The organism is Delftia sp. WSY_7 (assembly GCF_043104845.1).
GTDB lineage: Bacteria > Pseudomonadota > Gammaproteobacteria > Burkholderiales > Burkholderiaceae_C > Comamonas > Comamonas tsuruhatensis.
This window is the reverse complement of record NZ_JBICLB010000033.1, coordinates 578,425-590,692: the sequence shown is the minus strand read 5'-3', so window position 1 is coordinate 590,692 and position 12,268 is coordinate 578,425. Positions and strand designations below refer to the sequence as shown.

General features: G+C 68.9%; 10 protein-coding genes. 8 read left to right on the top strand and 2 right to left on the bottom strand.

From position 1 onward, the window contains the following. Nucleotides 1-187: 187 nt before the first annotated feature. The 3 genes from ACF8ME_RS14775 (at nt 188) to ACF8ME_RS14765 (ending at nt 4,413) form a co-directional block, all read left to right on the top strand. Nucleotides 188-697 carry a sigma-70 family RNA polymerase sigma factor gene (locus tag ACF8ME_RS14775; RefSeq protein WP_047327597.1) on the top strand — a complete coding sequence of 170 codons (510 nt, stop codon included), beginning with the start codon at nt 188-190 and terminating at the stop codon, nt 695-697. Beyond that, nucleotides 694-1,704, top strand: coding sequence for a FecR domain-containing protein (locus tag ACF8ME_RS14770; RefSeq protein WP_392417141.1), 1,011 nt, complete (start codon nt 694-696; stop codon nt 1,702-1,704). Before ACF8ME_RS14775 ends, ACF8ME_RS14770 begins: the two co-directional genes overlap by 4 nt. A gap of 162 nt (nt 1,705-1,866) precedes the next feature. Next, a complete protein-coding gene (locus tag ACF8ME_RS14765) occupies nt 1,867-4,413 on the top strand; it encodes a TonB-dependent receptor (protein ID WP_154834532.1) in 2,547 nt (848 codons plus the stop codon). A 56-nt stretch (nt 4,414-4,469) separates the two neighbouring features. Here ACF8ME_RS14765 and ACF8ME_RS14760 read toward each other — a convergent pair whose 3' ends face one another. Together ACF8ME_RS14760 and ACF8ME_RS14755 are read right to left on the bottom strand one after the other, a co-directional pair. After that, nucleotides 4,470-4,739: a hypothetical protein gene (locus ACF8ME_RS14760; protein WP_154834531.1), complete on the bottom strand. Its 270-nt coding sequence runs from the start codon at nt 4,737-4,739 to the stop codon at nt 4,470-4,472. A gap of 3 nt (nt 4,740-4,742) precedes the next feature. Next, nucleotides 4,743-5,114 carry a hypothetical protein gene (locus tag ACF8ME_RS14755; protein ID WP_392407243.1) on the bottom strand — a complete coding sequence of 124 codons (372 nt, stop codon included), beginning with the start codon at nt 5,112-5,114 and terminating at the stop codon, nt 4,743-4,745. A gap of 488 nt (nt 5,115-5,602) precedes the next feature. Between ACF8ME_RS14755 and ACF8ME_RS14750 the strand changes: the two genes are divergently transcribed. From ACF8ME_RS14750 to ACF8ME_RS14730, 5 genes are all read left to right on the top strand, one after another. Next, nucleotides 5,603-6,958, top strand: a complete 1,356-nt coding sequence (locus ACF8ME_RS14750; RefSeq protein WP_392417139.1) for a sigma-70 family RNA polymerase sigma factor — start codon at nt 5,603-5,605, stop codon at nt 6,956-6,958. Between the two features lie 132 nt (nt 6,959-7,090). Beyond that, nucleotides 7,091-9,586, top strand: coding sequence for a TonB-dependent siderophore receptor (locus tag ACF8ME_RS14745; protein WP_392417137.1), 2,496 nt, complete (start codon nt 7,091-7,093; stop codon nt 9,584-9,586). A gap of 205 nt (nt 9,587-9,791) precedes the next feature. Next, nucleotides 9,792-10,127 carry a DUF3649 domain-containing protein gene (locus ACF8ME_RS14740; protein WP_392417135.1) on the top strand — a complete coding sequence of 112 codons (336 nt, stop codon included), beginning with the start codon at nt 9,792-9,794 and terminating at the stop codon, nt 10,125-10,127. A 1-nt stretch (nt 10,128) separates the two neighbouring features. Then, a complete protein-coding gene (locus tag ACF8ME_RS14735) occupies nt 10,129-11,865 on the top strand; it encodes a PepSY-associated TM helix domain-containing protein (RefSeq protein ID WP_392417133.1) in 1,737 nt (578 codons plus the stop codon). Continuing rightward, a complete protein-coding gene (locus ACF8ME_RS14730) occupies nt 11,862-12,239 on the top strand; it encodes a DUF3325 domain-containing protein (RefSeq protein ID WP_392417132.1) in 378 nt (125 codons plus the stop codon). Before ACF8ME_RS14735 ends, ACF8ME_RS14730 begins: the two co-directional genes overlap by 4 nt. Nucleotides 12,240-12,268 lie beyond the last annotated feature (29 nt).

The window sequence follows — 12,268 nt, the reverse complement described above, 5'->3', positions numbered from 1 at the left end:
TCGCATTGCCGGTGCGCAAGGATGCGGCCAGTACCACGGCTGAGAGCGGCAACACCTCGCAGGGCGGCAGGTGATGGGTGCTGGGTCGGCATCACCGTGGCAACGCAGCGCAGGCCAACCGTTAGAATGCAAATGAGAATTGATCTCATATTTCGGGCCAGCCGCCCACGCATTCCTCCTCCGCGCCATGCCTGCCGCCGAAACCTCCCTTCACCGCGAAGTCGCCACGCTCTACACCGACCACCACGGCTGGCTGCAGGGCTGGCTGCGCAAGAAGCTGGGCGATGTGCACCAGGCGGCCGATCTGGCGCACGACACCTTTGTGCGCCTGCTGGCGCGCGACGAGCCTGTGCAGGCGCGTGAGCCGCGCGCCTTCCTGACCACGGTGGCGCAGCGCGTGCTGGCCAACCACTACCGGCGCCAGCAACTGGAGCGCGCGTATCTGGAGGCGCTGGCCCAGGCGCCGCAGTCCTTTGCCATCTCGCCCGAGGAGCGCGCGCTGCTGCTGGAGGCGCTGGACGAGATCGACCGCATGCTCGACGGCCTGCCTGCTCCCGTGCGGCGGGCCTTTCTGATGGCCCAGCTGGACGGCATGAAGCAGGCCGACATTGCGCGCGAGCTGGGCCTGTCGCTGACCACCATCAAGCGCTACCTGGTGCAGGCCGGCATGCACTGCTATTTCGCGGTGGATGCATGACGGCGCCGGGAGCCGGCCTGCCGCCCGAGGTAGCGCGCAGCGCCATCGAGTGGTGGCTGAAGCACCAGGAGGGCGGCCTGTCCGATGAGTTGGCCCGCGAATGGCAAGCCTGGCAGGCCTGGCGCGCGGCCGATCCGCTGCACGAGCAGGCCTGGCAGCGCATCGCTGCCGTCAACCAGCGGCTGGCTGGGCTGGTGGCGCCGCCGCAATCACCGATAGCCCGGGCTGCGCTGGCTCCGCGTGGTTCCGCTCGCCGGCGCGTGATCCGGTCCCTGGCCGTTGCGGCCTTTGGTGCCGGCATTGCCTGGCAGCTGGAGCAGCGCCTGCCCTGGCAGGGCTGGGTGGCCGATGCACGCACGGCGCGGGGCGAGCGTCGGCAGATGGCGTTGCCGGACGGCACGCAGATCGTGCTCAACGGCGCCAGCGCGCTGGACATCGAATACGGTCCCCGGCACCGCCGTCTGCGCCTGCTGCAGGGCGAGGTGCTGGTCACCACGGCCAAGGACACCGAGCAGCCCGCCCGGCCCTTTGCCGTGCAGACCACTGCGGGCGAGGCGCTGGCCCTGGGGACGCGGTTTTCCGTGCGTGCGCTCACGGATGGTGATTTCCAGGTGGGTGTGTTCGAGGGTGCCGTGCGCCTGACCCCCCGGCTGGCCGGCCAGGGTGTGCTGGTGGTCAGTGCGGGCGAGCAGGCCACGCTGCGGGCCTATGGCGTCTCGCCAGCCACCGCCGTGCATGAGGACAGCACCGCCTGGACCGAGGGCATGCTGGTGGCGCGCGGCATGCCGCTGGCCCGGATGCTGGAGGCGCTGCAGCCGTACAGCGATGCGGCCCTGGCCTGCGAGCCCGAAGTGGCCGACCTGCGCATCTCAGGCACCTATCCGCTGGCCGAGGTGCCGCGCGTGCTGGCCGTGATCGGTGCGCTGCCGGGACTGGAGCTGCGCTCCATGACGCGCTGGTGGGGCCGGCGCGAGGTGGTGGTGGGCAAGAAGGCGGCAGGGGCTTGAAGGGGTCTGCGCAGTTTTTTGAAGAAATCTGCGCCCGGGGTGGTCTGTTTCGAGAACTCGCGGGACATGGAGGAAGAGGGGGGCTTGCCATGCCGGGCCCGCCCATCGATTCGTCCATTCATCCGTTTGTCTTTTCCTTCCAGGCCCAGTCCTTCGCACACCATGGCATATCCCGCAGCGCCCCGGCGCTTTCCCTGCGCCTTGCGCCCCTCTGTCGTCCCGTCCCGTGGCCTGTTGCTGGCTTTGGCCTGCGCGGGGCTGGGCAGCAACCTGTGGGCGCAGGCGCCTTCGCCGTCCGTCAACACCACGGCCGCCACAGCACCTACACGCAGCTACCAGATTCCGGCGGGCACGCTGGAGGACGCGCTCAACCGCTTCGGGCGCGACTCGGGTTTGCTGCTGTCCTTCACCCAGGACCAGGTCCAGGGCCTGCGCAGCCCGGGGCTGCAGGGCAGCCACACCGCGCAGGCCGGCCTGGCCGCGCTGCTGCAGGGCACGGGGCTGGAGGCGGCGGTGCAGCCGCAAGGCGGCTATGTGCTGCGCCAGCGCGCCGTGCCCGATGCCCGGGCGCCAGACGTTGCCCCGCGCGCGGTGTCGCTGGCCGAGGTGCGCGTGGCCGCGCGCCGCGCCGGTGACGGCACGACCGAAGGCACGGGCTCCTACACCAGCCGCGTGACCAGCATTGCCTCCAAGACGGACCAGTCGTTCCGCGAGATTGCGCAGTCGGTATCGGTGGTCACGCGCGAACAGCTCGACGACCAGCGCGTGACCGATGTGACCGAGGCCCTCAAGCTCACGCCCGGCGTGGTCGTGGCCAATACCGTGGGCGACTTCTATTCGCGGGGCTTTCAGATCACCAGCATGCAGATCGACGGCGGCGCGCCGCTGGCTTTGGGCGCCTACACCTATTCGCCGCAGCAGGACATGGCCTTCTACGACCGCGTCGAAGTCATGCGCGGCGCCTCGGGCCTGCTGGGCGGCGTGGGCGATCCGGGCGGCATCATCAACCTGGTGCGCAAGAAGCCGCTGGCCCAGCGGCAGTTCAAGGCCGCGCTGTCGGCCGGCTCCTGGAGCCGGCGCGGCGTGGAGCTCGATGCCAGCGCGCCGCTGGCCGACGACGGCCGCGTGCGCGGCCGCGCCGTGCTGTCCTACCACAAGGGCGACTCCTACATGGACCTGCGCAGCAGCGAAAAGCCCTCGCTCTATGGCGTGCTGGAGGCCGACCTCACGCCAGACACCCTGCTGACCGTGGGCGGCAGCTACGGAAAGACCCATGAGAACGGCGACTATGCCGGCCTGCCGCGCTTTGCCGATGGCAGCAGCCTGGGCCTGCCGCGCCACACCAACTTCACCCAGCCCTGGGCCTATTACGACTACGAGACCAAGGAGCTGTTCGCCCAGCTCGAGCACAAGTTCGACAACCGCTGGAAGGCCAAGCTCAACGTCTCGCGCGTGGAGACCGAGCTGGACCGCTTCTGGGTCTACATGGGCGGCGCCATCAACCCGCAGACCCTGGCGGGGGCGGTCTGGCGCGGCGGCCACATCCAGTCCGGCAATACGCAGGAGGTGGTGGACCTGAGCCTGGGCGGTCCCTTCCAGCTCATGGGCCGCACGCATGAATTGCTGCTGGGCGCGGACTGGCAGCGCGTGGAAAGCTTCTGGCAAAGCGCCAATTTCACGGGCAGCGGCACCGTGGCCAGCAATCCGTTTGCTCCCAGCATCTGGACGCCTCCCACGGAAACCTACTTCAACACCCGCTACGGCCCCTGGGGCCAAAAGCAGATGGGCGGCTATGGCGTGCTGCGCCTGCATCCCACGGACAGGCTGCACCTCATCCTGGGTGCGCGCGCCAGCCGCTACGACTTCCAGCAGTCGATCTGGAACCTGGATGCGCAGGGCAACCGCACGCCCTGGTCGAACACGCCGTTCAAGGAACCCACCAAGATCACGCCCTATGGCGGGGTGATCTATGACCTGAACAGCCAGTGGTCGGCCTATGCCAGCTATTCGTCCATCTTCAAGCCGCAGGCGCTGAGCATGGCCGGCCCGGCGCCGGGCACCTCGCTGCCGCCGGTCAAGGGCGCCAGCTACGAGGCCGGCCTCAAGGGCGAGCTGATGGACGGGCGGCTGAACGCCACCTTCAGCCTCTTCAATGTGGAGCGCACGGGCACGGCCGTGGTGGACCCGCGCTACGAGACCAGCAACAGCCGCTGGAGCGGCAACTGCTGCTACCTGGCACAGGGCAAGGTCACCAGCCGGGGCTTCGACATGGAACTGGGCGGCGAGCTGCAGCCCGGCTGGCAACTGGCAGCGGGCTACACCTTCAACAACACCCGCGACCGCAGCACCGAAAAGACCTACAGCAGCATCACGCCGCGCCACCTGTTCAAGCTGTCCACGGCCTATACGCTGCCGGGCGAGCTGTCGCGCTGGAAAGTGGGCGGCAGCGCCCAGATCCAGAGCACGCACTACGTCAGCGGCACGGCACTGTCGGCGGCGGGCACGTCCGTGCCCTTTGACTTCACGCAGGGCGGCTACGCGCTGTGGAATGCCATGGTGCAGTACCGCATCGACCCGCGCTGGACGGTCACGCTGAACATCAACAACCTGCTCGACAAGACCTACTACCAGACCCTGGGCACAACGTTCAGCAACAACCTGTATGGCGCACCGCGCCACGCCATGCTCACGCTGCGCGGCAGCTTCTGAGGACGGCGGCGCAGGCGTTCGGGCCGCCGTTGTGCAGCCAGCGGCCTTGCGGGGGATCACACCACGCGCCGGGCCTCCACCTTCACATGGCCGGCCAGCAGGTCGGCGCTGTCGCGGATGGCGCGCAGCGCATGGGCCAGGGCCTGCTGGCTGTGGTGCTCCTGCGGTGCATGCACTGCCGCCAGGGCCAGTTGCGCCAGGGCCGAGATCTCGGTGCAGTTTTCCTGCACGCTGCCGTGGATCTCGGTGATGGCGCTGGTCAACTGGTGCAGGCTGGGGGGCTGTGTCCTGGTGGTGCCCTTGTCCTTCTCCTTGTCCATGGCCATGCCTCAGCCCTGCGGGCGCACCGGCTCATGGGTGCGGCAGTCGAGCAGTTGCGCCATGGCTTTGGCGGCTGCCTCGGCCGCTTCGGCGCGGCGCATCTCGGCCGCGTCTTCGAATCCGCAGCCCATGGCCTGGGCCTCGGTGCCGGCGTAGTCGGCCAGCGTCTCGGCGCTGTCGCGGATGCATTGCAGGGCGCGGGCCACCACGTCCATGTGGCGATGGCCCTTGGGCGTCTCCAGCCATGCCAGGGCGAGTTGGGCGATGGAGGAGATCTCTGCACAGCCTTGCTGCACGAGATGGTCCACCTGGGTGAGCGCATTGGACAGCTGCCGGGTGCTGTGGCTGTCCGTGGCGGGGGTGGGCTGGGTGGGGGTCATGCCTGGGCCCTCCGTGTGGAAGGGGCGGCGCCAAAAGAGGGCGCGCAGGCGAGTGCCAGAGAAACGGCAGTCATGTTTCCGTGCTCCTTACTGAGACTGAAACCACCGACTCCGCGTTTTGAAGCACGAAACAGGTGGACGGGATGTTCAAAACACACAGCAAGATGTGCGGACGCCCTTACGGGTAGCCCCATCCCGCCCGAAACCGCAGGGGCGTGGACGAGCGTCCACAGCCCGGAATCCAGACGTGACAAGGCCTCGCTTTCGGGGAGGCAGCACCGCTTACTAAATGGGTGTTTTGAAGCACCGGCCCCGGAACAGGGGGCCGGTGCGGATGATAGCGCGTGCGGCGTGCGCAAAGTCGCTTCGCGGCCCGTTGCACCTTGCATCGCGCCCTTTCAGGGATGGCCCAGGGACCGCTGAAAGAGCCCGGCATGCATTGCGTTTATTGAGAATGATTCTTCTTTGCGCGGTTATGATCCAGCCCCATGGATTTGTCCGCCTCCTTCACCCGCGCTCTGCTTTCCGGCTTTGATCGGGCCTATGCCGACCTGGTGCGTGCCGCCACGCGCAGCACGGGCAGCCGCGAGGAGGCGGGCGACCTGGTGCACGACACCTGGCTGCGGCTGGCGGAACACGCGCGCAGCGCCCCGGCCGAGGCCGCAGACCTGGCCGGGGCCGCGAATCCGGCCCAGATGCCGCGCGACGCCACGGCCTATCTGGCCGTGATGGCCCAGCACATGGCGCTGGATGCGCATCGCCGCCGCCAGCGCCACGCCCGCTACCTGGGCGAGGCGGCAGTCCATGAACAACTGGCGCCCAGCCATGAGCCCGATGTGGCCGACTCCGTCATGTACCGCCAGGCGCTGGCCGTGCTGGAGTCCGCCTTGCACAGCCTGCCCGAGCGCTGCCGGGCCGCCTTCATCGCCCACCGCGTGCAGGGCGAGCGCCAGCCCGAGATTGCCGAGCGCCTGGGCGTCAGCCTCAACACCGTGGAGCGCGACCTGATCCAGGCCAGCGCCTGCATAGAGGATGCGCTGCACCGCTGGCGCGGTACGCGGCCAGGCGTCGCCGTTGCGCGACATGCAGGTCGGCGGCGCAGCCTGGCCGCGCTGCTGGGCGTGGCCGGTTTCGGCCTGGGCGGCAGCCTGGGCTGGCAGCAATGGCGGCACTACCGCGACACGCATGTGCAGTGGCAGGCCGGCTGGTCCAGCCTGCGCGGCCAGCAGGTGCGCCATGGCCTGCCGGACGGCTCCAGCCTGCTGCTGGACGCGCTCAGCAGCGCGCAGGTGGAGTATTTCGCCACGCGGCGCGTGGTGCAGCTGACGCAGGGCGCGGCCTTCTTCGAGGTGGAGCGGGACGAGGGCCGGCCCTTCACCGTGCAGGCCGGCGGCGTGCGCGTCACCGTGCTGGGCACGCGCTTCGGCGTGGAACTGGCCACGGGCGCCCAGGGGCAGGAGCGGGTCACGGTGCAGGTGGAGTCGGGGCGTGTGCGCGTGCAATCCGACGCGGATGGCGGGCGCTTCTATGAATTGTCTGCAGGCCAGGGCCTGCGCATGGAAGGCACGGTGGCCACGCAGACCCGGGGCGATGCGGGGCAGGCGGCCTCCTGGCGGCATGGCGAGCTGGTGTTTGCCGATGCCACGCTGGGCGAGGCCCTGGCGCGGCTGTCACGCTATGCGCCGTTCGACCTGCAGGCCACGCCGGAGGCCGCGCGCCTGCCGCTGAGCGGGCGCGTGCGCATCGCCAAGGCCCATGCCTGGGTGCGGGCGCTGCCCCATGCGCTGCCGGTGCAGGTGCGCAGGCAGGCCGATGGCGGCCTGCTGGTGGCCACGGCGGGCTGAGGCGCGACGGTGGCAAGAGCAACTGCATGCGCACGGCAGCGGGGCGCACATTGTTTTTCAGGAGTTTTCCTGGCCAGTCGTCCTGGCAGTGATCCCTGTGGGTCCCTTCCATCACTGCCAAGGACGATTTCCATGCATCCGCTTTTCCCTTCTTCGGGCGCCTGCCGCGCCGCCCTCCATCCGCTGGCCCATGCCGTGCTCTGCCTGGGCCTGGCCATGCCGCTGCAGGCGGCGCTGGCCCAGCCGGCCGCACAGACGCTGCGCTTCGACATAGCGGCGCAGCCGCTGGCCAGCGCGCTGGACCAGTTCGCGCGGCAGGCCGGACTGCAGCTGGTGTTCACGCCCTCGCTGGCCGCCCAGCGGCAGGCGCCGGCCGTACGGGGCGAGTTGCCGCTGCGTCAGGCGCTGGATGATTTGCTGGCCGGCAGCGGCCTGCAGGGCCATGTGCAAGAGGGCACGCTGACCGTGCAGCCCGTCGCCGCCATCGAAAAGACGCTGGCCGAAGTGCGGGTGAGCGCGCGCCGGGCCATCGACGGCACGACCGAGGGCACGGGCTCGTACACCAGCCGCGTGACCAGCATCGCCTCCAAGACGGACCAGTCGTTCCGCGAGATCCCGCAATCGGTGTCGGTGATCACGCGCCAGCAGCTCGACGACCGCCGCATGACCGACATCCGCGACGCGCTGGCCGCCACGCCCGGCATCACCACCAGCCAGATCAATTTCGACTCCACCTATTTCTATTCGCGCGGCTTCCAGATCGACAGCATGCAGATCGACGGCGGCGCGCCGCTGAACATCGCCCAGTACACCTACAGCGTCAACCAGAGCATGGACTTCTACGACCGCGTGGAGGTGATGCGCGGCGCCTCGGGCCTGCTGGGCGGCGTGGGCGACCCGGGCGGCATCATCAACATCGTGCGCAAGAAGCCGCTGGCCGAGCCGCGCTTCGTGGTGCAGCAGTCCATCGGCAGCTGGAACAACTACCAGACCATGGTGGATGCCACGGGGCCGCTGGCCCTCGATGGCCGGGTGCGCGGCCGGGCCGTGCTGTCCTACCAGGACACGGACCAGTTCGTGGACATCAAGCACACGCGCGCTCCCCAGTTCTACGGCGTGGTCGAGGCGGACCTGACGCCCGACACCCTGCTGACCGTGGGCATGAGCCGCAGCAAGATCCGCACGCGCGGCGATGGCGGCGGCGACGTGCCGCGCTACAGCGACGGCAGCGATATCGGCCTGCCGCGCCACACCAGCTTCACCCAGCCCTGGGCCACGGGCCGCAAGGACAACAGCGAGCTGTTCGGCGCGCTGGAGCACCGCTTTTCCGCGCGCTGGAAGGGCAAGCTCAACCTGACCCGCAGCAAGTCCAGCTATGACGGCTCCACGGTGTTCGGCTACGGCGCGCTGGACCCCGCAACCGGCCTGGGCGTGAACTGGAACGGCGGCGGCCACTACCTGTACGAGAACCGGCAGACCGTGCTGGACGCCAGCCTGGCCGGCAGCTTCGACCTGGGCGGGCGCACGCACGAGATCCTGCTGGGCATGGACCGGCAGAAGGTGGAGAGCTTTTGGAACGTGGGCTATTCCACCGATGCCACGGGCGTGGAGCCCATCGATGTCTACAACCCCGGCGCCTGGCGCCCCGCGCCGGCCGGCGAGATCTCGCGCCGCTACAACCCCTGGGGCCAGGACCAGTCGGGCGGCTATGGCGTGCTGCGCCTGCATCCGACGGACCGCCTGCATGTGATCGTGGGCGCGCGCTATGCCAAGTACCGCTTCAACCAGGTCTATGAGTCGCTGAATGCGGCGGGCCAGTGGGAATTGGCATCGGGCAGCCGCTTTTCCGAGCCGGCCAAGTTCACGCCGTATGGCGGGGTGATCTATGACCTGAACAACCAATGGTCGGCGTATCTGAGCTATTCCTCGATTCTCAAGCCGCAGGCGCTGTCCAAGTCGGGGCCTCCTCCGGGCAATTCGCTGGACCCGGTCAAGGGCAAGAGCTATGAGGCCGGTTTCAAGGGCGAATTGGCCGATGGCCGGCTCAATGCCACATTCAGCCTTTTCAACGTGGTGCGCACGGGCACGGCGGTGACGGATGCGCGCTATCCGAGCAATCACGAGGAATGGTCGGGCAATTGCTGCTTTCTGCCGCAGGGCAAGGTGACCAGCCGCGGCTTTGACGCCGAGATCGGCGGCGAGCTGCGCCCCGGCTGGCAGATCGCGGCCGGCTACACCTACACCACCACGCGCGACAAGACCGAGGATGCGCCCTACAGCAGCATCACGCCGCGCCATCTGCTCAAGCTGTCCACGGCCTATGTGCTGCCGGGCGAGCTGTCGCGCTGGAAGATTGGCGGCAGCGCCCATATCCAGAGCAAGCACCATGTGCGCGATACGCTGTATGACGCCGACTGGAATGAAGTCGGCCGCTACAACTTCACCCAGGGCGGCTATTCGGTCATCAATGCGATGGTGCAGTACCGGATCGATCCGCGCTGGACGGTTTCCCTGAATCTCAACAATATCTTTGACAAGACGTACTACCAGACCGTGGGCTATGCGAGCGGCGGCAATTTCTATGGAAAGCCGCGCAATGCGGTGCTGACGCTGCGCGGCACCTTCTGAGGGCCGGGGCGGGGTCCAGGAGGGCCCGCCCCAGTCCGACCCAGGCCACTGGCCGCAATGGCGAAAACCATTGCGGCTGGCCTTTTTTTCGATCTCGTTTGTCATGTATGAGGAGGGCCTTGAAGGCCGCCGCATCACGGCATCCGTTTTGGCCCCTTGTTTGCACGCATTCGTGCGTTCCTGTGCTTATCCGAATACCCATTACATGCCCCAATCCCAACCCGCTGATCGTGCAGATATCACCCAGGCCGACAGGCCCGTCCATCCGGGCCTGCTTGTCCTGTCCCGCCTGCTGGCCGCCGTCTTCGGCGGCTATGCGCTGGCCAGTGCGCTGGCGGCCTTCCTGGCCGCTGCGCTGCCCGGCGCGCGTGTCGATGCCGTGATCGCCGGCATGCAGTGGAGCTTTGCGCTGCACGCGCTGGCGGTGATCTGGGCGTTCTCGCCGGTTTCGGCGGGCCGGGTCTGGCTGGGGTTGCTGGTGCCTGCGGCCCTGATGGGCGGCGCCGCGCTGCTGCTGGCGCGCAATGGCGGGGGCGTTTGAGATGGCCAAGGCGCAGATCAGCAAGGTCCCCGGCAGCGGCGCTGCCACGGGCGGTTTCCGCCAGGCCCAGGCCTGGCTGCATACCTGGTGCGGGCTGTGGTTTTCGTGGCTGCTGTTCGCGGTGTTCCTCACGGGTTCGCTGGCCGTGTTCCAGGAAGCCATCACGCACTGGATGACGCCCGAGCACCATGCCGAGGAGGCGGCCGAGGTGGCCGAGGCGGCAGCGCGCGCCGCCGCGCCGGCCGGGCAGGGTGCGGACCTGGGCCAGCGCCTGGCCTGGGGCGCGGCCTACATGCAAAAGCACCACCAGGGCGCGCAGATGTGGGAGATCTGGCCGTCCGACGACAAGGGCGGCGGCGACCTGCGTGTCTACTGGTTCGACGCCAACCGCCAGTACGCCGATGCCGAGCTGGACACCGCCACGGGCGAGGAAATGACGGCAGGCCACGGCCACGGCGCCGCGCGCGCCACCATGGGCGGCAACCATTTCGTGGACTTCCACTATGAACTGCATGCAGGGCAGGTGGGGCTGTGGGTGATAGGCATTGCCGCCATGGCCATGCTGGTGGCCCTGGTCAGCGGCGTGATCACGCACAAGCGCATCTTCAAGGACTTCTTCACCTTTCGCGCACGCAAGGGCCAGCGCAGCTGGCTGGACGCGCACAACGCCGTGGCGGTGCTGACGCTGCCCTTCCAGTTCATGATTGCCTATACCGGCATCGCCATCTCCAGCCTGAGCTTCATGCCCGTTGGCGTCTGGACGGTCTATGGCACGGACCAGGCCGCCCGCACGGCCTTCATCGCCGACATGAACGAGGCCGGGCCGCCCGCGCTGTCCGGCAAGCCCCTGGCGGTGCCCGATCTGGAGCCGTTTGCACGGCGCGGCCAGGAGCTGATGGGCCAGGCGGTGCGCGCGGTGGTCATCGACCATCCCGGCGATGCCTCGGCACGCATCGGCGTCTACGGCTGGAACAGCGATGACCGTGCGCATCAGCGCCTGAGCCCCAATTCGGGCATGGCCATGTTCTCGGCCGCCACGGGCGAGGTGCTGCAGGTACGCCTGCCCGGCGGCGCCGACGGCGGCACCCCCTCGCTGGCCCAGGCGGTCATGGGCGGGCTGCACATGGTCAAGTTCGGCGGGCTGGCCATGAAGTGGCTGTACTTCCTGTGCGGCCTGGCGGGCGCGGCCATGATGGCCACGGGCGCCATCCTCTTCATGGTCAAGCGCCGCAGCCGCCACCAGGGCGAGTTCGGCAGCGCCACGGCGCGCGTGTACCGGCTGATCGAGGGCCTGAACGTGGCGGCCATCGCCGGGCTGGGCCTGGGCTGCATCGGCTACCTGTGGGCCAACCGCCTGGTGCCCGTGGGCCTGGCGCACCGCGATGACTGGGAGCTGGCCGTGTTCTTCGGGCTGTGGGGCCTGGCGCTGGTGCATGCGCTGGTGCATGCGCTGGCCTGTGCGCCAGCCACGGCCTGGCGCCAGCAGATGGGCCTGCTGGCCATGCTGTGCCTGCTGCTGCCGCTGCTCAACTGGATCACCGTGGGCGAGCCGCTGTCGGCCCACATGCTGGAGGGCGACTGGGAAAGCGCCGGGGTGGAGCTGTTCTGCCTGGCCACGGGGCTGGCGGCCGCCTGGGCCTGGCGCTGGCTGGCGCGGCGCGGCGCGGGTGCCGCCGCCAAGGCAAGGACGGCCAAGGGGCAGGCCGCCGTGGCCGGCCCGTCGGAGGTGCAGGCATGAGCACGTTGCACGCATCCCTGGCCGCACTGGCCCTGGCCTTTGCAGGCATGGCGGCCCTGGCCTTTGCCATGGACCGCCACTACGAACAATTGACCGGCGCGCGCGAGCTGCCGGCCCGCCGTGGCCCGCAGTTGCGCGGCGTGGGCACGGCGCTGCTGGCGCTGGCCCTTGTGCCCGTTGTCTCGGGCTGGGGCGGCACGGTGGGCTCGGTGGCCTGGCTGGGCTTTGTGTCCGCCGGCGCGCTGATGGCCGTGGCCCTGATCAGCGCCCATGCGCGCTGGGCGGCGCGGCTGGCCTGGTTGGCTGGCGTGCTTGCCGTGGCGGATTTGGCGTGGATTGTTTTCAGTTTCGGTACTACGGGGTTTTTCAGATGAGTTTCCTGCTTTCGTTCCAGTTCGGGGTG

Excerpts from the sequence above, each read along its gene's own strand:
- ACF8ME_RS14775 (WP_047327597.1), top strand. The coding sequence starts at position 188 with ATGCCTGCCGCCGAAACCTCCCTTCACCGCGAAGTCGCCACGCTCTAC.
- ACF8ME_RS14770 (WP_392417141.1), top strand. The coding sequence starts at position 694 with ATGACGGCGCCGGGAGCCGGCCTGCCGCCCGAGGTAGCGCGCAGCGCC.
- ACF8ME_RS14765 (WP_154834532.1), top strand. The coding sequence starts at position 1,867 with ATGGCATATCCCGCAGCGCCCCGGCGCTTTCCCTGCGCCTTGCGCCCC.
- ACF8ME_RS14760 (WP_154834531.1), bottom strand. The coding sequence starts at position 4,739 with ATGGCCATGGACAAGGAGAAGGACAAGGGCACCACCAGGACACAGCCC.
- ACF8ME_RS14755 (WP_392407243.1), bottom strand. The coding sequence starts at position 5,114 with ATGACCCCCACCCAGCCCACCCCCGCCACGGACAGCCACAGCACCCGG.
- ACF8ME_RS14750 (WP_392417139.1), top strand. The coding sequence starts at position 5,603 with ATGGATTTGTCCGCCTCCTTCACCCGCGCTCTGCTTTCCGGCTTTGAT.
- ACF8ME_RS14745 (WP_392417137.1), top strand. The coding sequence starts at position 7,091 with ATGCATCCGCTTTTCCCTTCTTCGGGCGCCTGCCGCGCCGCCCTCCAT.
- ACF8ME_RS14740 (WP_392417135.1), top strand. The coding sequence starts at position 9,792 with ATGCCCCAATCCCAACCCGCTGATCGTGCAGATATCACCCAGGCCGAC.
- ACF8ME_RS14735 (WP_392417133.1), top strand. The coding sequence starts at position 10,129 with ATGGCCAAGGCGCAGATCAGCAAGGTCCCCGGCAGCGGCGCTGCCACG.
- ACF8ME_RS14730 (WP_392417132.1), top strand. The coding sequence starts at position 11,862 with ATGAGCACGTTGCACGCATCCCTGGCCGCACTGGCCCTGGCCTTTGCA.